The 21,349-nt window shown below is 51.3% G+C and carries 19 protein-coding genes and 1 pseudogene; 2 read left to right on the top strand and 18 right to left on the bottom strand.

Annotation, left to right across the window (positions count from 1 at the left end):
- The first annotated feature begins 150 nt into the window (after positions 1 to 150).
- Positions 151 to 600, top strand: coding sequence for a DUF1273 domain-containing protein (locus DWZ61_RS15660; protein ID WP_118539585.1), 450 nt, complete (start codon positions 151 to 153; stop codon positions 598 to 600).
- A gap of 54 nt (positions 601 to 654) precedes the next feature.
- Here DWZ61_RS15660 and DWZ61_RS15665 read toward each other — a convergent pair whose 3' ends face one another.
- From DWZ61_RS15665 to DWZ61_RS15735, 15 genes and pseudogenes are all read right to left on the bottom strand, one after another.
- Positions 655 to 864 carry a transposon-transfer assisting family protein gene (locus DWZ61_RS15665; protein ID WP_118539587.1) on the bottom strand — a complete coding sequence of 70 codons (210 nt, stop codon included), beginning with the start codon at positions 862 to 864 and terminating at the stop codon, positions 655 to 657.
- Positions 865 to 868: 4 nt separating this feature from the next.
- Entirely contained in the window at positions 869 to 4,267 is a 3,399-nt protein-coding gene (locus DWZ61_RS15670; RefSeq protein ID WP_118539589.1) for a YodL domain-containing protein, read from the bottom strand.
- 125 nt (positions 4,268 to 4,392) lie between these two features.
- On the bottom strand, positions 4,393 to 4,761 hold the full coding sequence (locus DWZ61_RS15675; RefSeq protein WP_118539591.1) for a cysteine-rich VLP domain-containing protein: 369 nt from the start codon (positions 4,759 to 4,761) through the stop codon (positions 4,393 to 4,395).
- Entirely contained in the window at positions 4,758 to 6,833 is a 2,076-nt protein-coding gene (locus tag DWZ61_RS15680; protein WP_118539594.1) for a type IA DNA topoisomerase, read from the bottom strand. Before DWZ61_RS15680 ends, DWZ61_RS15675 begins: the two co-directional genes overlap by 4 nt.
- Positions 6,830 to 7,561 carry a DUF4366 domain-containing protein gene (locus DWZ61_RS15685; protein ID WP_118539596.1) on the bottom strand — a complete coding sequence of 244 codons (732 nt, stop codon included), beginning with the start codon at positions 7,559 to 7,561 and terminating at the stop codon, positions 6,830 to 6,832. Before DWZ61_RS15685 ends, DWZ61_RS15680 begins: the two co-directional genes overlap by 4 nt.
- Positions 7,551 to 7,817 carry a DUF4315 family protein gene (locus DWZ61_RS15690; protein ID WP_003508256.1) on the bottom strand — a complete coding sequence of 89 codons (267 nt, stop codon included), beginning with the start codon at positions 7,815 to 7,817 and terminating at the stop codon, positions 7,551 to 7,553. The genes DWZ61_RS15685 and DWZ61_RS15690 overlap by 11 nt, the downstream gene beginning before the upstream one ends.
- Positions 7,818 to 7,838: 21 nt before the next feature.
- Positions 7,839 to 9,806, bottom strand: a complete 1,968-nt coding sequence (locus DWZ61_RS15695) for a C40 family peptidase (protein ID WP_118539598.1) — start codon at positions 9,804 to 9,806, stop codon at positions 7,839 to 7,841.
- Positions 9,803 to 10,759: a site-specific DNA-methyltransferase gene (locus DWZ61_RS15700; protein WP_118539600.1), complete on the bottom strand. Its 957-nt coding sequence runs from the start codon at positions 10,757 to 10,759 to the stop codon at positions 9,803 to 9,805. The genes DWZ61_RS15695 and DWZ61_RS15700 overlap by 4 nt, the downstream gene beginning before the upstream one ends.
- A complete protein-coding gene (locus DWZ61_RS15705; RefSeq protein WP_118539602.1) occupies positions 10,756 to 13,152 on the bottom strand; it encodes a VirB4-like conjugal transfer ATPase, CD1110 family in 2,397 nt (798 codons plus the stop codon). The genes DWZ61_RS15700 and DWZ61_RS15705 overlap by 4 nt, the downstream gene beginning before the upstream one ends.
- Complete coding sequence (locus tag DWZ61_RS15710) at positions 13,112 to 13,504, bottom strand: PrgI family protein (protein WP_118539604.1); 393 nt, start codon at positions 13,502 to 13,504, stop codon at positions 13,112 to 13,114. The genes DWZ61_RS15705 and DWZ61_RS15710 overlap by 41 nt, the downstream gene beginning before the upstream one ends.
- A gap of 1 nt (position 13,505) precedes the next feature.
- The gene (locus tag DWZ61_RS15715) at positions 13,506 to 14,414 is read right to left on the bottom strand and encodes a radical SAM protein (protein WP_243026436.1); all 909 of its coding nucleotides are present in this window, start codon (positions 14,412 to 14,414) and stop codon (positions 13,506 to 13,508) included.
- A gap of 4 nt (positions 14,415 to 14,418) precedes the next feature.
- On the bottom strand, positions 14,419 to 15,282 hold the full coding sequence (locus tag DWZ61_RS15720) for a VirB6/TrbL-like conjugal transfer protein, CD1112 family (RefSeq protein ID WP_243026437.1): 864 nt from the start codon (positions 15,280 to 15,282) through the stop codon (positions 14,419 to 14,421).
- 70 nt (positions 15,283 to 15,352) lie between these two features.
- Positions 15,353 to 15,436, bottom strand: a pseudogene (locus tag DWZ61_RS15725) (Maff2 family protein); the annotation flags it as partial.
- Between the two features lie 90 nt (positions 15,437 to 15,526).
- Entirely contained in the window at positions 15,527 to 17,197 is a 1,671-nt protein-coding gene (locus DWZ61_RS15730) for a recombinase family protein (protein ID WP_118539608.1), read from the bottom strand.
- Positions 17,198 to 17,395, bottom strand: a complete 198-nt coding sequence (locus DWZ61_RS15735) for a hypothetical protein (protein ID WP_055270759.1) — start codon at positions 17,393 to 17,395, stop codon at positions 17,198 to 17,200.
- Here DWZ61_RS15735 and DWZ61_RS20475 point away from each other — a divergent pair.
- Entirely contained in the window at positions 17,369 to 17,608 is a 240-nt protein-coding gene (locus tag DWZ61_RS20475) for a tweety protein (protein ID WP_117524374.1), read from the top strand. The genes DWZ61_RS15735 and DWZ61_RS20475 overlap by 27 nt on opposite strands.
- 28 nt (positions 17,609 to 17,636) lie before the next feature.
- Here DWZ61_RS20475 and DWZ61_RS15745 read toward each other — a convergent pair whose 3' ends face one another.
- From DWZ61_RS15745 to mobQ, 3 genes are all read right to left on the bottom strand, one after another.
- Positions 17,637 to 18,974 carry a virulence-associated E family protein gene (locus DWZ61_RS15745; RefSeq protein WP_118539610.1) on the bottom strand — a complete coding sequence of 446 codons (1,338 nt, stop codon included), beginning with the start codon at positions 18,972 to 18,974 and terminating at the stop codon, positions 17,637 to 17,639.
- On the bottom strand, positions 18,943 to 19,587 hold the full coding sequence (locus tag DWZ61_RS15750) for a CHC2 zinc finger domain-containing protein (protein ID WP_118539612.1): 645 nt from the start codon (positions 19,585 to 19,587) through the stop codon (positions 18,943 to 18,945). The genes DWZ61_RS15745 and DWZ61_RS15750 overlap by 32 nt, the downstream gene beginning before the upstream one ends.
- A gap of 65 nt (positions 19,588 to 19,652) precedes the next feature.
- Positions 19,653 to 21,233 carry a MobQ family relaxase gene (gene mobQ / locus DWZ61_RS15755; RefSeq protein WP_118539614.1) on the bottom strand — a complete coding sequence of 527 codons (1,581 nt, stop codon included), beginning with the start codon at positions 21,231 to 21,233 and terminating at the stop codon, positions 19,653 to 19,655.
- Positions 21,234 to 21,349: the final 116 nt, after the last annotated feature.

The following is a 21,349-nucleotide window of genomic DNA, read 5'->3' on the forward strand; positions in this document are numbered from 1 at the left end:
CAAGAAAAACGCTTCTGGAGTGCTGACCAAAAGCGTTTTGTCTACAGTCTGAAACTGTATAAAGTATTACTTTATGCAGTTTGTGTTTTGATGAAAATATTTTATATTTCACCTCACAAGCTGTATTTCTAATATATGTGAGGGAATACAATGATTACTTGCACCTTTGCGGGGCATAGAGAAGTTTTCGGCTCCTGCACTCAAAAAATAGAAAACGCGCTTGAAACGCTGATCGAAAGTGAAGATACGTTATATTGTTACGTCGGCGGTATGGGAGAGTTCGACGGATTTTCCGCTGCTGTCCGCAATCTGAAAAGGAAATACCCAAACAAAGAAATCCGGCTGACGCTTGTTCTTCCCTATATGCAGCAAAAATTAAACGAGTATAAGGAGTATTACGAAACGAGTTTTGATGATATTCTTATCCCGGCAGAGTTAGCGGATATACACTATAAGCGGGCAATACCCGCCCGCAACAGGTGGCTTGTGGATAATAGCGACTATTTGATAGCTATGGTATGGCGCGACTTCGGCGGGGCATATACGACGCTGCGGTACGCACAAAAACAGGGGAAAAAGATCATCTTGCTGGAACGATAAAAAGTGGGGGCGCGGTGCCGGCAATCGGCAACCGCGCCCCCGCTTCGTTAAGGCTTATTCGTCGTCGGTGAGAGTAAAGACAGTTTCGGAAAATGTGCTGTCCGTCATGGCTTGCAGCTTGCTTACCGCTGCGGCGGCAAGCTGGCGCATATCCTCGTCCATGTAGGGCATGGCAGAGATGATATTATCAATCGTCCTTTCCCGGCTGTCCTCGGCGTAAATCGCAATTATGTTTTCTTCCTCAATGGTAAAGCGGATATTCATGCTATCAAACCTCCAAATCTTTTTTCTGTTCTTTCTGCTTGTCTTTCGGCTGCTGCGCCGCCTGTTTTTTATACTCGTCCAGCTTCTTCAAAATGGACGGTTTTTTCTGCGGCTGCTCCCGTTTCTCGGCTTTGACCGCTTTCGCAAGGTCGGTAACGGAAATCGCTTCGCCCGCCTTTGCCCGCTGCTCCAAGTCTGCGACGGTGGGCGTTTGCGGCGTATTATTGATAATCCCGTCAAAGTTGTTGTCGTTCTGCTCTACAATATCCTCAACGTGCTTTAAGGGATTATCCCGCTGCGGCTGCTCGGCGGCTATGGCAAATGCCTGTGTGCCGTTTCCCATAATGAGATACTTCCCGTCCTCCGACGCATGATGAAAACCAAAGCCCGCCGCTTCGATCTGTTCGCGGCTCATGTCGGTAATATGAAAATTGCCCCTCGGCGTTCTGACAGTTTCGCCCGTCATAAGGCTTTCGGGGGTCGCTTCCGGCTGCTGCTTTTCAAGCTGTCCGTCCTTGTAGGAATACCCTTGTGCCGCGATTGCTTCAAGGGTCTTGCCTGTAACGTCGCCATAAATCCGCTTGTCCGCGTCTACAAGCAGTTGCAGCGTATCTTTTACGGTATCGGATAGGGCTTGCTGCTGTTCGGGAGATAGCTTATCAAATACGGGGGTCTGCTGCGCTTGCTCCTGTAAAAACTCCGGCACTTGCTGAAAACCTATGCTGTCTACATAATGGGCGGTGTTCTCGCCGTTCTGATGAAGCACAACAATGTCGGAAACGGAAAGGCTATGCCCTTTAAAATCGGCGGGGTGGTCGATATTAAACTTTTCCCAAATGCCGCCAAGCGTCATATCCTTTGTAAGCGGCGCGGTATAGACGAGTTCATAATTTGCCCGGTCAACGGTATGTCCCGTTGCTTGCAGACGGTCGAAAGGCTCAAAGCGCAAATCCATAGTTTCCTCTCTGCGGGCTAACTGATAAATCCCGTAGCTGTCCTCCTTGCCATTGAGAAGCAAGGTTTCTTTTGTTTTCGCTTCCTGCTCCTGCTCGGCTTGCCGCTGCTGCTGCAATTCGGTAAAATGCCCCTCAATCTCGGTAATGAGTTCCTTTGCGGTCGCCTGTATCGTTTCAAGGGACGCTTTTAATTCGGTCATTTCCTTGCCGCTGCTCCAACCCGCCACATAGCCGAAAGAGTAATCCGACGTATCAAGCCCGAAATGCTGACACACCGTATAGGCGACGCTTTCAGCCTGTACCTCGCGGCTGCGGCGGTCAACGCGGTTTTGTTCCTCCAGCGGGGCGTTTAAGTCTACGTCATGCAGCTTCGCATGGGCGATTTCGTGAATAGCGGTCTTAACCGCTTGCAGCTCACTCACACCCTCTTTGATAGCAATCCGCTTATCGGTCAAGCTGAAATATCCGTTTGCGCCGTTTGTGATCTGCTCAAAAGCAATCGGAACGGGGGACGCTTTTTCAAGGGCAGCGAAAAAGTCCTCGTACTGTTCCACATCGGCAAGCAGCGGTTTAACGGAGAGGTCGGGGAACTCCTTGCCCTCGGTCTGCGAAATGTCAAAGACGGTTACAACCTTAAAGGCGGGAACGGTAACTTCCTTTTCTTCCTTAACCGTCTTTCCCTCGCTGTCAAGTATGGGCTTTCTTGTATCGGGGTCGATTTTATCCACCAGCTTTTTTACCTTGTAAGGTGCGGGGGCAAAGATTTTAATACCTTTCTCGCCGCTTTTCACATGGCGGTCAAACTCTTTCTGCCATTGTGAATAGCCCTTTACCAAATTGCCGCCCTGCATGGCAATTAGGATAGTGTTATTCAAGCTGTAATCGTGAAACTTTGACATAGCCGTTAAAAACTCTTTGTAGCGGTCGCTGTCAAAAATTGCTTGTATGCCCTGTTCCAGACGGGCGGTGATCTCCTTTACCTTGTTGCCGGGTTTTTCAGAAGAAAGGATAATCGGCACGACGGGGCGGGGCTGCTGTGGCTCGGCGGGCGGCGTTTCTGCCTGCTGCGCTTCGGCTGCGTCCATAAAGACTTTATCCTGTTCGCCGCGCTCCGACTGCGGGTAACTCATAATGCGGTATTCCTCCGGCACTTCGCGCCCCTCAAACTGACGCTCCCACTCGTCGCCGCTTTCGACGATATAGCCGTATTCGGTAAACGCGCCCTTTTCCTGCTCGGCGGCGTTCCTGCCAAACGCGGTAAGGTCAATCCCGCCTTTCCATTCTTCGGGCATTTGTACCATGCCGGATTGATTTAAGTAGTAGTCGCCCAAATCGCGGTAGGTATGTACTTCGGGAATATGGACGTAGAAATCCACGTTGTAGGTGAAGTCGATTACCTGTCCGATGTTCTCAAAGCCGTTTTTCTGCTGCAAGGCTGCGTTCAGCTTGCCGATCTCGGCGGGGTCCAGCTGCTCAATCCGCGCCGCAAGAAAATTGAGTTCGTCCACGCTGGCGGCGCATACCATGTCATAAGGCAAGGCAATATGTTTTTCCGGGTCGTCGGAAAAGCCGCGAATGGAAAAATCCTGCGGGTTGTCGGCGGTAATGCCGACGCTCTGCATAGCTTCGTGAAGCTGCTCCTTTGTGGCGGGCATATCCAGCCAATAACCGCCGGGGTCGCCCGCTTCAAAACGGCTGCGGTTGCCAATCATAATAGAAAACTGTTCGCTCATGTGTTCACGCTCCTTTTGCTGCCCGGTAGTTTCGGGGATAGCTGCCGCCTGTGGCTGCTGCTGCGGGGGTTCCTCGCCCTCAATGGTATAGCCCGGTAAAAGCATACCGTTTACTTTGAAATGCTCGGCGTACTCCTGCGGGATAGGCGGGGAGATTTCCGTAAACAGACGGTCGTATGCTTTGATACGTCCATTCAGATACTTTTCCATAGCCGCCTTGTCGGAAAAAACCTTTCTGTCCTGTCCGGCAATCTTCGCTTGCCCGTTCCTGTTCGGGCTGTTGGTATAAACGCCCCATGTGAGAGAATAAGAGTAAGGGACGCTTTGCTGCTTCTCCCTGTCGTAACGGGTGTTCTCGTAAATGTGGTAGTTCATCTGATATACCCGGTTGCTGCGGGTGTATCGGTCATATTCGCCTTTCTGCCACTCGTTAGAAGTGTGCTGCACAACGGTTGTTCTTGTGTATTCAATCGCTTTGTCAAGCAAAAGCGTTTTTCCCGCCTGTTCCTCCCAAGCAGCGGCGCGGGTTGAGAGATCGTTAAAAATCGCCTGTTCCGCTGCCGCGCTTTCCTCGCGCATGGCGTGTAGCTGTTCCAGCGGCAAAGAAACATAGGGGGCAATATCCCCGTCCTTTGCTTCAAAATATATCTGGCGTTCTATCCGCATGGTTTCGGCGGTTTCCAATTTGTCATGGTCGTATGAAGAATACGGCATATTGTTTCATCACGTCCTTTCTCGATTTTTAAGGGTTTGGGACTATCCCAACAAGCAAAATGCCCGCGCTTCCCATAGAGCAGCGCGGGCATTTCTCGCAAACGGGTACTCGTTTGCTGTGCTTGCTATGTAGTTGTTTTTATCCGTAAACGCCTGTTTCTCTCACTTTCCGCTTTCTGTCTGCGGCGTATCTTTGCCGCGCAATCGGGACAGTATTTCGCCCGATTGCTGCCCGCCGCAAATGTGCTGCCGCATACCGCGCAACGCTTCAAATCGGTTTCCCCGCTGCGGGTGATCTGTTCGCATAGCTGCCTGTCTGTGGGTAAAACTGCTTCGCGGAAATAACGGCATAACAGCGAATAGCTGATACTCTGCACACACACGCAAGTTTCCCCGTCGTCCAATAGCAGACAGTTCCCGCAATCGTTGTTGGCGCACGCGGCGCGGGTCATTTTCTTAACGGCTCGATACTGCTTTTCATCAAGCCTAATCATTTTCGGTTCTGCTCGACGCGGAAGTTTACATACTTGCCGCCTGTGTCGGCAAGCAGCACAATCCCGTCAAAGGTCTTTCCTGTTTTGGTTGAGTACATACCCTTGATTTTTACCTTTCCGTCTTTCAAAAGGGCGACGGCAATCGCCTTTGTGAAAGTCTTTTTGCGCTGCTGAAAGAACAAGTCATTTTTCCACATGACAAAGCTGCACGCCCTGTCGGAACAGTAGTAGTTTTTCTTGCCCTCGTAAACCGCCGCGCCGCAACGGGGACAAGTGCCGATTGCTTCCCGCTGCGGGGTAAACAGCTTCGCTTTATCTTCGGAAATTGCGGAATAGGTTTTGACAAGCCCCGCTGTCATTTCCTCAATGCTGCGCATGAAGTCGTCCGGGCTGTCGCTGCCTTTGGCAATCCCGGTAAGGCGGGTTTCCCATTCTGCCGTAAGCTGCGGGGACGTAAGGACTTCGGGCAGAATAGCGGCAAGGTTATACCCGTCCTTTGTGGGGATTAGCTTTTTGCCCTTGCGCTCGGCAAAGCCCGCGCTAATGAGTTTTTCAATGATACCCGCCCGCGTTGCGGTAGTGCCTAACCCTTTGCGCTCTGCGTCCTCCGGCGTTTCCTCCTTGCCCGCGTTCTCCATAGCGGACAGAAGCGTATCTTCGGTATATGCTTTCGGGGGCTGCGTGTAACGCTCGGAGATCTCCGCTGCCGGATTGTCAAAGGTCTGCCCCTCGGCAAGCGGCGGCAAAACGGTTTCCGGCTCTGCGTCCTCGTCCTGTTCCTCGGACGCGGCGCGGGACAGCTTTTCAATCTCACGCCACCCCTCGCAAAGCGTCGTCTTTCCCTTTGCGGTAAAGGTATAGCCGCCGCAAGAGATAACCGCCGTAACCGCTTCGTATTCATAGGGGGCGGCTGCGGCGCAAAGCAGCTTCGCGCACACAAGGGTCATAAGTTTTGTTTCGCTGTCGGCAAGGGAAGAAAAGCCCGTTTTCAAAAACTCGGCTGTCGGCAAAATAGCGTGGTGGTCGGTTACTTTGCTGTTGTCGCAAACCCTTGTAAGGTCGGCTTGCAGCTTTACCCCCTGCATAAAGGGAAGCAGCGAACAAAGCCCGGTAATGAGTTCCTTTGTGCTGTCCTGCATATCGGAAGTGATATATTTACTGTCGGTGCGGGGATAGGTCAAAAGCCGCTTTTCATAGAGGGCTTGCGCATAATCAAGGGTCTGTTTCGCCGTAAATCCATACAGGCGGTTAGCTTCGCGCTGCAACGCGGTAAGGTCAAACAGCTTCGGCGGGGCAACGGTCTTTTTCTCTTTTTTGAGGGAAGTACAAACGGCTTGCGATTTCTCGCAAGCCGCTTTCATCTGCTGCGCTGCCGCTTCGTCGTTCAGCCTTTCGGACAAAGCCGAAACACCGCCCGCGTCCAGACGGACAACATGATATTTTTCTTTCTTAAAGCTGCTGATCGCATAGTCGCGGTTTACCAGCATGGTAAGGGTGGGCGTTTGCACTCTGCCGACATTCAGCGTTTTGTGATAGAGGATAGAGAAAAGGCGGGTCGCGTTAATCCCGACAAGCCAATCTGCCTTTGCTCTGCAAAGCGCGGATTGATAGAGGTTGTCATAGCTGCGCCCGTCTTTGAGGTTTGAAAAGCCCTCGCGGATTGCGCTTTCTTCCATGCTGCTAATCCAAAGGCGGGAAAAGGGCTTTTTGCAATTTGCCTGTTCGTAGACAAATCGAAAAATGAGTTCTCCCTCGCGCCCGCTGTCGCAAGCATTGACAATCTCGGAAACGTCGCTGCGGTGCATAAGGTCTTTGAGTACGGAAAACTGCTGCTCCTTGCCGCTGGCAACGGTAAACTGCCAATCCTGCGGGACAATGGGGAGATCGTCATACTTCCATTTTCGGTACTGCTCGTTGTAGGTCGCCGCGTCCGCAAGGCTAATCAAATGCCCGATACACCAGGACACAAGGTAGCCGCTGCCCTCAAAATATCCGCTGCGCTTTTCATTCGCGCCAAGTACGGCGGCAATCGCCGCCCCGACGCTCGGTTTCTCTGCAATTACAAGTTTCATACTTCCTCGTCCTCCTGCTCGGTTTCTAATTCTTCCTCGTCCTCGTCGTCCTCGTCAAAGTCGAGATCGTCAAGGTTGCTGCTGCCTTTTGCCGCGTCCTTTTTGGGCTTCATAATCTTAAAGTAGTAGAACGCGCCGCCGCCCGCTGCGGCAAGAAGCAGCACCACAAGCAGAATAGCACCGCCCATGCCGCCGCCTTTATCTTCCTCCGGCTCCGGCTGCTCGGTTTCTTCCGGCTCCGGCTCGGCTTCCTTGCCCGCGCACTCGCTCATGTTGACGCTGCAAACGGGGCAATCGGTGTTGACGCTTCCGGCAACGCATTTTTCAGTACAGCTACAAACGGGGGCTTCGGTCTGTTCGTCCTCCATAAGCTGCAAAAGGTCTTTTTCATCAACTTGATTGAGGAAATGGACGGTGTTTTCTCCGTCCTCGGCGCGGTCAATGATGATGTAAAAATAGTTGCCGTTTTTCGTAACGACGGTAATAAACTGCTTATCGCCGGACGCTTCTCCCGTTATGTCGTCCACAAGGCTCATGTTGCCCTCCGGCGTTAAGGGCTGCGGCTCATAGCCGCCCGTCGTTTCTTCCGGCTCGGTTTCGGTTACGGGGGTAGGCGGCTCGTCGCTCACATCACCGCCGCCCGCAAAAGCGGTAACAGAAAAGCCGCCCATGAGTACAAGGGCGGCAAGCAAAGCGGTAACGCTGCGGAACAGTTTTTTATGCTTCATCTTCGGTTTCCTCCTGTTCGTCGGTATAGTCTGCGTCCGGCTGCGGCAAGGCAATTTCGCCGCTGGCGTAAGCAGAGAGGAACGCGGCAAGCTGCGCCCCGTCAAGGTGTACCGCTTTCACCATTTGAACGATCTGCGCGTTTTCTTCCTCGATTTTCTGCGCTTCAAGGTCTTTCAGCCTTTTTTGGTATTCAAGGATTTTCGCCCTCGTTTTCTCAATATCCCTTTCGATACGGTCAAGTTTCGTGTTTGCCATAGAAATAAACTCCTTTCAAAGTCAGTTGTAATGTAGCCGCCCATAGGCGTAAAAATGGGATTGCCAATAGCTTGTATCAAGTTTTGCGTATTGTATCGGGTCGCCACAATGCAGCATGACGGGGCTTCCGTCCCCGTCCTCGCCAACGTAGATACCCACATGAGATACCCCCGGCGTGTCGTATGTACCCGTAAAGAAAACCAAATCCCCCGGCTGCGGGTTGGAAACGCGGGTTGAAATGTTGTAAAGCCCCTGCGCCCCAAGTCTGCCCGTATTGTATAAGCCGCTGTTCGTCAGCACATAGCTAACAAAACCGCTGCAATCAAAAGAGGTTTCCGGGCTGCTTCCGCCCCACACATAGGGAAAACCGACATACTTTTCAGCTTCTTCAATCAATCGCGCAAACTGTTCATCTTCCAGATAGGCGGGCGGGATTTCATAATCCGCTGGCGGGTTTTCATAGTATTTTGAGATATAGCCGGATTGTGGGAAAAGATCGGGTCGGTTTCCAAGCGACGACATATACATAGCGTACATGGATAGCTGTTCCTCGCCCATAATGTAAACGGGAACATGGGAGAGGTTGAAGTTTTCCAAATCCACATTGAGAATGTAATAGTTATAGGGTACTTCAACGTCGTATTCGTTGCCCTCGCTGTCCGTCCGCGTTTCGGTGCGGTAGCGTACCTCGACTTCCTCCGTAACCGTCAAGATATACTGTTTATCAAAGAGCATTTTAAGGGTGCTTTGCGCTTCATCGAGAGTAAACACGCCCTCATGCCAAGCGGAGAGGATAGAGATTAGCACATACGGGTCATGCTCGATCTCGTCAGCCGTTACCTGGTATTCGTCGTAACCGGGGTATTCGCTTTCGATGTTATCCAGCATATCCTGTAACTCGGCTTCCATAGCGGCATACGCGCTTTCTGCGCCTGTAATATCCGCGTCCTCGGAGAGATAGGACGACGCAATCAAGCCGCTGCCGCTGTTGCCGCCGAACAGGGAACAAGAGGACAAGCCGCCGAAAAACAGAAGCACGATAAAGGCAATCCCGCCCACAATCAAACAGCCTTTCCAATGCCGGACTACAAAGAACGTCGCCCGTTTGGTTTCCTGCGCCGTTTTCTTCGCCGCCTTTGCGGTGGCTTCGGCGGTCTTTTTCACCTTGCCGCCTGTTTTCAACGCCTTTGCATACTGCTTTTTAATGCGCTGCTTTTGCCAAAAACGGGAAATCGGGTTAGAGTGCGCAAGGGCGGGGTTATCATGCAGCGCCTTTTGATAGAGAAAATCGGCGTTTGCCTTTGCTGCCTTTTTCTCGGCTGCTGCCGCTGCCCGGTAGGGTTTCAGCTTATGGCTGCGTATGCCGCGTTTTACTGCCCGCGTCGTCATGCCGCCCGCTTTCTCGCCCACAAGTTCTATCCTGTGTCCGCTTTCCACACCGACGTTTTCTTTCTCCACCTCATAGATTTTTCCATGTACGGCGGCGTCCAATTCCTGCGCCGGACGGGATAACGGATTATGACGCAACTTGCCGTTTGGGGGCTTATCCGTCTTTTCAAAAGCAAGGCGCGTCTTTGCTTTGCCTTTGGCTTCGTCAAAAACGCGCTCTTTTGTGATTTTGGTCTGTTTGGGGATAGCTGCCCGCGCTTTATCTAAACGGTCAGCCGCCGTATCGGATTTTTTGATTGCCTTTTGCAGTTCCGGCGTTGCCCGTTCCGCTTCGGAAAACTGCAAGCGGGACGTATGGGTTTTAAGCTGCGCTGCGTCAAGGGTCTTTTTCTCCGCGCCCTTTTCTAAATGGCGGCTAACCTCTGTGCCGATACGTTGGGTCGCTTTTTCCGCTGCTCCCGCTGCGGGGGCTGAATAGTTTTCCTCCGGCGGTCTTTCGCTGATACTCGTTGTTTCGCCCGTCGTAAGGTTTTCCGCAACCGCCCCGTCGCGGGTCATTTTCTGTGTTACCTTGTCGGGGGCTTTTAATTCCTTGCTCAATGTTCATCACCTCCAATACGCTGTTTTGCAAGGGTGCAGTATTCGGGATTGATCTCTATACCGATATAGCGGCGGGAAAGGCTTTTTGCCGCCGCTGCGGTCGTGCCGCTGCCTAAAAACGGGTCAAGCACAATCCCGCCGACAGGACAGCCCGCCAAAATACACGTTTCCGCAAGTTTCGGCGGGAACGCTGCAAAATGCCCGCCGCGATAGGAAGCTGTGTTGATCTGCCAAACGTTGCGGCGGCTGCGGATGGGGGAAATCATTTCGTCGGTGTATGCGCCTTTTTTGCGGGGGCGGTTGATTTTCTGCGGCTGGTTTTGCCCCGGAACAGTAGCAGCATATTTGTTGCCTTTCCCAACTCCGCTTTTCAACCGTACCGCTGTTGTGGGGGCTATCGGCTCGGCTACTGCTTGCCAATCATAGTAATATTTCTTCGACTTGGTAAGCAGAAACACATATTCATAGCAGCGCGTCGGTCTGTCCCTCGCGCTTTCCGGCATGGCGTTTCCCTTGTGCCAAATGATAGAACTGCGCAAATACCAACCGTCGCCCCGCAAGGCAAGGGCTACAAGCCACGGAATACCGATTAGGTCTTTTGGCTTGCAGCCGGGGGCGCGGTGGTTTACCGCCACTTGCTGCCCGTTCCTGCCTTTGGGATATTTCGGGTCTTGGTGGTCAGCTTTGCTGCCTGTACCGCAATAAGTGTCCGCGATATTCAGCCAACAAGTACCCTCCGGCGTAAGCACCCGCTTTACCTCATGGAAAACCGCCGTAATGCGGGAAACATATTCCTCCGGCGTTGCTTCCCGTCCGATCTGCCCGTCTGTGCCGTAATCGCGCAAAGCATAGTAGGGCGGGGACGTTACGCAACAATCCATACAGTTATCCGGCAAGGTTTGAAGCACCTGCAAGCTGTCGCCGCAATAGATTTTATCCGTTTCTATCCTCATGCCGACACCTCGCCGGGCTTGGTCGTCATCACGCGGTAGAGTTCCGTATCTTTTGGGAAACGGTCAATAAAGGGCAAAATCACGTTGCCATAGAAGATAAGTCCCTCACCCGCTTCGGAATGGGTTACATAGGTCATTTGCTGCTGTGAAATGTTAAGCTGCTTGGCAAGGATTTCCCGGTCGCCCTGGGCTTGGTTGAGCATATAGACAAAATCGCTGTTTTCAAAGATGTTCTCCACCTCGCGGGACGACAACAAATCTTTCACGTTTTGGGTGATACCTGTCGGAATACCGCCCCACTTCCTAAAACGCTTCCAAATCTCGACGGAATAGGCGGCGGTCTGTTCCTCTTTCAAGAGCAAATGAAACTCGTCGATGTAATACCGCGTCGCCTTGCCCTCGCTACGGTTTACCGTTACTCTGTTCCATACTTGGTCTTGGACAATAAGCATACCGACTTTTTTAAGCTGTGTACCGAGTTCCTTAATATCAAAGCAGACAAGGCGATTATGAATGTCAACGTTTGTCCTGTGGTTAAAAATGTTCAAGCTGCCGTTTACATAGAGTTCCAACGCCGCCGCGATACGCTGCGCTTCCTTTTCCGGCTGCTTCTTGATCTCGTCGTAGAGGTCGCCCAAAATCGGCATATTCTCCGGCTTGGGGTCGGCAAGGTAGTTGCGGTACACGCTGATAACGGCGCGGTCAATCAAGGTCTTTTCGACAGCTTCCAGCCCGTTTTTACCCCCCATAATCAACTCACAAAAGGAAAGGATAAAATCGCTCTTTAAGGCTATGGGCGTGTCACCCTCGCTGTAATTGAGGTTAATATCCATAGGGTTAATGTACTGCGTGCTGTTCTGCGAAACCTTGATAACCTGTCCTTTCAAACGTCCGACAAGGGGGTAATATTCTGCTTCGGGGTCGCAAATGATAATATCATCTGCCGTAATGAGAAAAGCGTTTGTGATTTCGCGTTTTGCAGAAAAACTTTTGCCGCTGCCCGGTGTGCCGAGTATCAAGCCGTTGGGGTTTTTCAGCTTCTTTCGGTCGCACAAAATCATGTTGTTGGAAAGGGCATTTAAGCCGTAATACAATGCTTCGCCGCTTTGGAACAGCTCTTGCACCGTAAAGGGAACGAAAACGGCGGTGCTGCTGGTCGTCAAGCCGCGCTGGATATGGATAAGGTTATCCCCCAACGGGATAGAGGACATAAGCCCCTGTTCCTGCCGGTAGTCAAGGCGGGTCAAAATGCAGTTGTATTTCTGCGCGATTGCCGCCGCCCCAAATACTTCGTTATCCAATTTCTGCTTGGTATCTGCAAGGTTTAAGACAAGCAGCGTAAGCAGAAACATTCTTTCGTTGCGGCTCTGCAAATCGCGGAGTAGGTTTTTTGCTTCCCCGCCGTAGGTGGCAAGGTCGGACGGAATAATATCCATGTCATAACCGCTGCGGATTGCTTTCTTTTGTTCTTCAATCTTCATGCGGTCAAGGTCGGTAATCTTGCGCTTAATCGTCTTGATTGCTTCGTTGTGGTCGATACTCTGAATGTGTAGATTGACGATAATCCCGTTTTCCGCGTCCATGAAGTCAGCAAGCATACGGTCGGAGAGTTCCGGCGCGACGATCTGCAAAAAGGAAACCGCACCAAACTTGCCGCCCATTTGAAACATTCGCCCGTCGCCAAATCGGAAAGAGGACGGGGCGATAAAGTCTTTGACGGAAAGCCCGCTTGCGGGTAGCCATTCCCACGCAAAGTTAAAACGTTCCCCGTCCGGGTGAAAAATCCCATGCAGCACTTCAAGACGCTGTTTCCCGTCCAATACCCGCGCCGCTGCGCCGATCACCTTAAAATGGTTGAGGGTGTCCGTTTCAATGCGGGCAAGACGCGCCCGCGCCGATCTAATGTCTTTTGCTTCAACGGTAAAGGTGAGAAACTTGGTCTTGATAAGCCCGTTGTTTCCGCGTTCAAGCTGCGTCCTAAGCATTTCGGTGTATTCTGCTCTGATATTGTCGAAGTCGTCATTCTGCGGCGCAATCGTGATACTGTTCTTGAAATCGTCCTTGTTCGCATGGCGGCTGATTAAGGAAAGCTGCACGCTGATAGAAGCGTCGAACGAGTTATACATATCGCAAAGGGCTTCAAAAATGGCGGTTTTGTCGTCCGGCTGCGCAAGCTGATAGTTGATGTCCTCAAACTCAATGCACTTGGAATACCGCCCGTTTGCAAGGCGGCAAATCCCGTCCTTATACATTCGCTCAAACGGTATGCTGTCCTGCGCCGTATTGGGCTTCCCGTCGCCCTTTGCCTGTCGGATAAGGGTATCTATCTGTTTCCTTTCCTGTCGGGAAAGTTTACGCTTTTCGTTTTGGGTGTTTTTCTTTTCCTTTGACAATCGCCCGTACCTCCTTATCTAATTGCTCTTGCCGCGCAAGGGCGGCATAAAAATTGTTGGTCTGATAAGGTCGCTCTTTGGGGCGAAGAAACTTCACTTCCACAAATTGCCGAATAATCACTTCCAGCGGTTGCCCGTTTTTCTCATACATGGCAAGCAAAAACATAGGCAGCATGGCAAGCACCATGCACAATGCCGCTGCGGTTGTTCCAACGCTGTCTTTTACCAAAAAGAACAGCGGCAGTCCGATTGCTACCGCCGCGCTGAAACAAATTAGCTGTCGTTTTGTAAGGTTGAACATCACCTTGCTTTTGATTTTTGTTAAGTCCTTTGGGACGGTTACATACGCCATTTCATACCTCCTTTCTGCCCGGAATGTAATCTTCAAAGCGGGGAACAGCATAGAAAAGCCGCTTGTTGTTTACCCACCGTTGCAAATGGCGGGTAACAGGCGGGGCGGTTGGACGCTCGTAAATCATCACATACGGGTCAAAGCCCATAGCCCGCAAGGTGTTCACGCGGTATAAATCCTGTTCATGGGTGCTGCCGTAGTTGGTAAGCACATATACGCGCCGCTGGCGGCTGCTCTTAATGGCGGTCAAATCCAAAAAACGTTGGAAATACCCGGTCAAGTCCTCGTCGGGATTATCCCATGCAAAATGTACCGCTTTTATCCGTACCCGATTTAACAGGCTGACATTATCCCTGTTCACAAGGCGAATATCCAGCCCTTGCGAAAAATCCACCCATGCGCGGCTTCGTATAAGCTGCTCAATGAGATTTTCATGGTCGGAACAGGCAAGCAGATTAGCGTCCATGATCTTTATTTCCGGCTGCCATTTCCAAAACTCGGATAAATCCGCAACCTTAACGCTTTTGCGCCCCTCTTTACCGCTGACAATGCAAAACCCGCAATTTCTCGGACAACCCCGGCTTAAAAAGCCGTAGGCAATCCCGAAAAACTGCGGGTAGATAGAATAATCCGGGTAGCTGTGTTCCACTTCCGGCGGCAAGCGGTTTTTCGTGTCGTAGCCCGTACCGCCGAAAATGACCTGTTCCGCGTTGGTAACGGTTATTGTGTCTTTGGAATAAGTGTCCGTAAAGACGCGGCTTTTATATACAAGGTCGTACCGCCCCTTTGCGTTCCACCATTCCACCGTATGCGTCTTTGCTTTATGATACGCGGATAGCTTCATCAAGCAGAGGTTGGGGAAATTATGGCTATCAACGTCGATTAAACCGATTTTCAAATCATAACTCACCCCCTTAATGCGCCGAAAAGACACTTTTTGCAAGGCTTCCCGTTTTGAAAAGGGTAAAGCACAAGAGAACGGTATAACCCATGCAAGACCAGATCGCGCCGGAAATGTCGTCGGTTGCTGTGATTGTCTGTATCAATACCGCATAAATGCCGACACATACCAAAATCAAAAACGCTTGAAAACCAAGCGCAAGCAAAGATTTCAAGTAATTCTGACCCATGCTGCCCCATTCGTGATTTACCATTGTTGCCATAGGGATAGGGGCGACGCTTGTTACAAGGTATACTTCAATCATGCGCCCATACACCACAAGCATAATGCAGATTGACAGGGCTTTCATGGTAAGCCCTACAAAAAGGGATTGAAACCATAGTCCTAAAAGCCCGCCCACGCTCATAGCGTCGAGTTTTGCTTCAATGTCGGTAATGACGGTGGTAACGTCTATGCTTGTATCGGATATGATAACCCCCGCGCTGTCGTTGACGACGCTCTGTGTAACGTCGAACACTCCCATAACGATATTCCAAGTATTTGTTACCAGCAGCACCGCAACAAAGGTTTTGAAAATCCATTTGAAGAAAATCCAAGTGTCGAGATCGTGCAGATTATTTTTTTCAATTACAAGCTGGATTAGTTCATAACACATGACAAAGGTAATGATAACGCCCGCAATCGGTACAATGACGTTTTCCGAAAGACTGCGTATCATGCTGAATATGCCCGCGTTCCACCCGGCGGGGGTCGTGCCAACTTGCGTTGCGATTTCTCCAACCTCTGTATTTACGCTGTCAAATAAGCCGGAGAGGTTCGATAATATCCCGTCTGTCAAAATGCCACGAAACCAATCTTCAATCATCTGCCATATCAAAAGTTAATCCCTCCTTTCCCGCGCCCTCCCGTTTCCGAGAGGGCGCGGCGGGTGGTATTTATGTTAGGCATTATCCGAAAAGACCGGAAAGAAGCGGAACAAGGGTCATACCGATAAGAGCAACACCGCCGCCCGCCATAAGCTGTTTTATCCCCAATTAGGTGTAAAACTCTGCTCGATGGCGGGCGGCGGCGTACAAAAAATCTATATGGTGTTTTTAAGAGAACCGTCCCGGCGGGACAGGTCAGGCAGTGACCTGTTCCACCTCTGGGATGGGTTTGAGATTAAAATGAATTTCGATAGAAATGTGTCTTGTTTTATCTTCGTCAATGCGCTCATGCACGACGATTTCTTTGATTAAGCGGTTAAGGGTGGCTGCGTCCAGCTCTGTGATGTTGGCATATTCCTGAATGGCTTCCACCCATTGTTTTGCGTCATTGGCAAGCTGGACTTCATCGGACAGCCGCTTTCTGCCCTCTGACACTTTTGTTTTAAGCTCCGTCTGCTCGGTCTGTGTCTTTTCCAGCATGGTGTTGAAATTCTGCTCACTGATACGCCCTGCAATCATATCCTCATAAAGCCGCATGACCATTTTATCCAGAACCTCAATCCGTTCCTCGTCCCTTGTAAGGGAGCGTTCCATTGCTTCCCGCTGTTCCCGCTGCTCGGCTTCACAGGTATTAGTCAGGCGGTCGGCAACCGCTTTCCCGTCCATCAGGGCAGCTCTGGCACATTCCCGGATTTTTCGCAGCACATGGCTGTAAAGGGTGTCATAGTCAATCCGGTGCTGGGTGCAGTGGTTCTTTCCAAAGGCATTGTAGGTCTTGCAGGAATAAATCTGCTGGGGATGTTTTGCGTTTGTATAGCGTATCGTCAGCGACTTCCCACACTCGCCGCATTTTATCAGTCCGGCAAACAGGCTGATTTCATTGGTCTGCCCCGGACGCTGGCGGGATTTCAGCTTGTTCTGCACAATATCAAAGCTCATGCGGTCAATCAGCGGTTCATGCTGTTCCTCCACTACAATCCAGTCCTCCGGCTTCTTTTCCCCAATCGTGCCGATTTTGAAGCGGTAGTCTTTTTTCTGGGAAGCAATCGCCCCGGTGTAGACGGGATTCATCAAAAGGTCTTTGATAACGGAGAAGTCCCACATATACCGTCCGTTTTCCGGGTCTTTCTTTTCCCATTTGGTGCGGGTATTGCGAAGCCCCCGTTCCCGGTTCCACCATGTGGGGCAGGGGATTTTTTCTTCCTCCAGCCGTCTGCGGATATAGTTCGGACCATGACCGTTCAGGGCATATCCGAAAATCAGCCGCACAATCGGGGCGGTTTCCTCGTCAATGAGCAGATGGTTTCTGTCCTCTGGGTCTTTCCGATACCCAAACGGGGCAAGACACCCGGTAAACTGTCCTTTCTGCGCCTTCAGAAGATAAGAGGAATGGACTTTCTTGGAAATATCCTTGCTGTACATCTCGTTCAGGATATTCTTGAACGGGGCAATATCGTTGTTATCCCGCAGGGTGTCGATACCGTCATTCATGGCGATATAGCGGACACCGTTTCTTGGGAAAAAGTCCTCAATCAAATGCCCGGTTTGCAGATAGTTACGCCCCAGTCGGCTGAGGTCTTTCGTGATGACAAGGTTGATTTGCCTGCGCTCAATGGCTCTCAACATTCTCTGTAAATCAGGACGCTCCATATTAAGACCTGTGAAACCATCGTCCTGATAGACTGCCACAACCTCCCATCCCTGCTTTTCGCAGTATTTTTCCAGCATATCACGCTGGTTTGCGATACTGGCACTTTCGCCTTGCAGGTCATCGTCCTTTGACAGCCTGCAATAGACCGCCGCACGATAGCCCCCGGCAAGTGCCGAACCGATTGTTCTGTATTCCATTTCGTTCATCATAGCCATTTACCCACACAATCCAGACGGTATCTGGCTCTTTTGAACCTCATCTTCATTATAGCTCATATCTTTCTTTTTAGCAAGATATTCTTTCGTATTTGTCTTTCCGTATTTCTGGGAAATCAGGCTGACGAACACATCGGTTGCATCCAGCTCCCCGTCAAATACAGTGGTCACATGAATCTCTGTTTTGTTTTTTGCCATAGGCAGTTATCCTCCATACATGAAAATAGCCAGACAGAGGGTGTCGGCAACGAAGTCCGGCAACGGGCTTCAAAAGACCTTGCAAACAATCTCAATCTGGCGGTGGTTACTATTTATACTTTTCTTTTATTTTTCTGTTGTTTTGGTTGTTATAAGGGAGAAAAGCCCGGAAATAAGGGGTTTTCCCCGGCAACCGGCTCGGCAACGGGATAGCAACAGGGGGTGCAACGGGTGGTCATTTTCAGAATGGAAGCTCCATCTGTTCTGTGACCTCCACAAAACCGTCCATCGTTTTTTCAGACGGGTTGCCGGAGTCCGTTGCCGGGTTTTCTCGCTCCCAGCCCTTTTGTCTGCCATATTCGGAAAACATTCTTGGGTTCGGGAAGTACCGCCAGCGGTCAATGCACTGGTTCATAATCTCGTTGATTTCCCGGATTTCCCATTGCTTCGGCTCGTCAAAGGCATGGTTCAAGGCTTCCTTGTAGAGCTGCTTGGAGCAGACCATGCTCCCGGTGTACCTATCAAGATACGCCTGTATCATTCCGGCTTTGGTGTCCTCCGGCATAAAATCCCGCTGGTGTTCTTTCAGATACCGCTGCATGTCGGGGCTGAAAGCCAGCTTGAACCTGCCGCTTCGGTAAATCTCCATCGCTTCCGCCCACATCTGCTCGATATAGGCTCTGGAAGCAGCTTCGTCCTCCAAAATGTGAACCTCGGCTTGCTCCGGGTACACCATGACGGGGATAAAGCGGCGGTTGCCGGAACGGTCAAGGGGCAGGAAGTCAAGGGCATTGGAAGTGCCGCCAAACACGCACTGACGGGGGCGGTCTGCCGGGTGGGTTTCATAGGGTATCTTGTAAACCTCTTTCTGCCGGCTTAAAAATGACTTGATTTCCTCAATGCTCTTGGCGTTGGCGGTTGCCATCATTTCCGACATTTCGATAATCCAGTGACCTTGCAGCTTGCGGTACACATTGTCATCGTCCAGCTTCCGCAAATCATCGGAGAACCACTCGTCCCGGACTGCCATCAGACGGAAGAAGGTGGACTTGCCAGCCCCCTGACCGCCGACCAGACAGAGCATGATTTCAAATTTGCACCCCGGCTGAAAGGCTCGTGAGATTGCACCCAGCAGGAACAGCTTCAACGCTTCATAGGTGTAATCGTCTGCGTCAGCCCCCAGAAAGTGCCGCAGGCAGAAACGGATTCGCTCTGTCCCGTCCCACACAAGGGTATTGAGATAGTCCCGGATGGGATGGTACTTGTTTTCATTCGCCACAATCCCGATGGCGTTATCAATCTTCTTCTCATTGGTAAGCCCGTAGGTTTCTTCCAGATAGAGAAGCAGATACTTCATGTCCGTATCGTTCAGGGCGGTGCTTTCCCTGTGGAAGCCGATGGGCTTTATGATGTCCTTGCGGTCGGTCAGGATGTTGTATGCGATAGCCCCGGAAAGCAGCGGGTCACGCTGGAATACGGTCAGGCAGTTCCGTATGCTCTGACGGACACCGCCTTTCTCGGTAGTTTCCAGCCCCGCCTTGATTTCCTCAATGCTCTGGGGCGGCTGCATGGCGTTCATGGTGTTTTTTAGTTCTTGCTGCGTTTGCGGCGGCAAGCTCTGCCATTCGCTTTTCAAGCTGTATCACATCCTTTCCGTAGTCCGTAATCAAAGCCGCTTTTTCCTCTGTCTCCCCGAACAGCAGCACATCCAGCAGATATTCCACATGGGCTTGCTTCTGTAAGGCTTCCACAAACCGGGGATGAAAGACTTCCTCCGGGGAATGCGGGGCGTAGTCCTTTCTCCATGCCCGGAGCAGATGGAGATAATCAGCAAGAATACGGAAGCAGCGGCTCTTTGCTTCCTGAAACTGTTCCTCCGGGGATTTCTGCCGGGGCTTGGGCTTTTTTGCCTTTCCCGGCGGCTTCCAGTCCTCATAGGAAAGCCCGAAGTCATTTGCCAGTTGTATGGCGGCTTCTTTCTTTCCCAGCCCATACAGGGCGGCGGCAAAATCAATCACATCCCCATCCGCACCGCAGCCGAAGCAGTGGTAACGCCGATCCAGCTTCATGCTTGGGGTTTTATCATGATGGAACGGGCAGCAAGCCATCCCGTTCCGCCCTACATGGATTCCATAATGCTCCGCAGCCTGTCTTGTTGTGACGGACTGCTTCACAGCTTCAAATAAATTCAAATCTATCCCTCCTTGAAAAAAAGAAAAGCACCTGACATTCTCAATCTGAAAATGGCAAGTGCCTGTTAAAGTTCCATATCCTGTTGTTTGTGTTTTGTCTGCACCGGGGCAGTTCTTTGTGCTTTTTTCTCGTCAGCCTTATCCTGCAAGACTTCTTTGATAGGCTGTTTCTTGGGCGGCTCTTTGCTTTCCTCTGTGCCGGGTGTGGCTTTCCGTACCCAGTAGCGGATGTCCCGCAGCTTCTTCAAATCAGCCTGTACCTCGATCAGAGGTGTTTTCAGCTCTGCAATTTCTTCCAGAAGCGTTTCCTGCTCCTCTTGCAGCTCCTTTTGGGTACTGTCCTTATCGTCCGGGTGCTTGGCAAGGTAGGAGGCGGCTTTCGCATACCGGGCAACCTCCGGGTGTTCCTGTTTGAATTTCTCCTTTGTTTTCTTGAAAAATATCTTCTGGTACTTCTCATAGACAGGCTTACATTCCTTGCAGTCTGTCCGGCTGGCAAGAATCCCGTCAATCACTTTGCTGCGGGCTTCCTTTGGCTTCATCTGATTGCGGTAATCTGCGGCTGATTTCCCGGAAGATTCCAGAAACGCTTCTAAGTCCTCCACAGTGGAAAGTCCCTTTTGCCGGAGATAGGACAGGGCTTCGCTGACTGCCTTTAAGTCCTGTGAAGTCCCCCGGTTCTGTCCAGCCCTCGTCCAGTCCTTCCGTTCTTCCTTTCGTATCTCCATGTACTTCATCAGCAGATTGGGAAGAAGTGTCGCTTCCTCCGCCGCTTTTTGTGCAAGCAGCTCTTTCCGTTTTTCTCCCAGCTCGGTAATCCAGCCTTTGAGGTTTTGGATAAGCTGCCGGATGGACTTCATCAGACTGTTGGCGGCTCTGATTTCCCGGTTCAGGTTTCCGATATTCGTCTGGATACCACGCTTTTCCATCTGCCGGACAGCAGCCCCCTCATGGACAGTGGGGACAATATCAAGCCCCTGTCTGGCATAGGAACGCAAGTCCACACGCTCCGGGCGGTCATTGGCTTCCAGATAGCGGTTCTGGATGCCCTCCCATTCATGCCGCCAGATTTCACAATACTTCTGGTCGTTCCAGTCAACCGTATCCTCCTTGTGGCTTTTCCACCTGCCAGATAGTAGCTTTATCCGTTCCCCGTTTTCGTCAAAGTCATAAACCTTGCGGCTCTTGGGAAGCCATTTCCCATGTTCGTCCATTGCCCTCATAGTGAGTAAGACATGGGCGTGGGGATTGTGTCCCGGCGGGTGGGGGTCATGGATGGCAAAGTCAACAATCATCCCTTTGGAAACAAACTGCTGTTCACAAAACTCCCGGACAAGGACAGCGTACTGGTCGGGCGGTATCTCTCTGGGGATGGTCAGCACCCACCGCCTTGCAAGCTGGGAGTTCCATTGCTTTTCCACCGCTTCGGCGGCGTTCCATAAGGTATTGCGGTCTGCATACTCTGGTGGGGCATTTTCCGGGAGCAGGATTTCATTGTGGACGATACCACGCTTTTCCGGGTAGTGCTTCACTTCCTGATCGTATCCACAGAACAGCTTTTCGCCGCTCTGGTAAGCAGCGGCGGCAACAGCAGACTGCCGCTGGCTGCGCTGCACAATCGTGATTTCGTTGTGTGGACAGGGCATTTCGTGTTCCTCCTTTCGCTAATTGGTGGATGGGGTGGCGTTTTACCACCTCATTTTGGGCAGAAAAAAAGCAGGAGACCTTTTTTCAGATTTCCTGCTCGATGTGCCGCTGTGTG

Origin of the sequence: Clostridium sp. AF34-10BH, from assembly GCF_003478095.1 — a bacterium.
Lineage (GTDB): Bacteria > Bacillota > Clostridia > Lachnospirales > Lachnospiraceae > Acetatifactor > Acetatifactor acetigignens.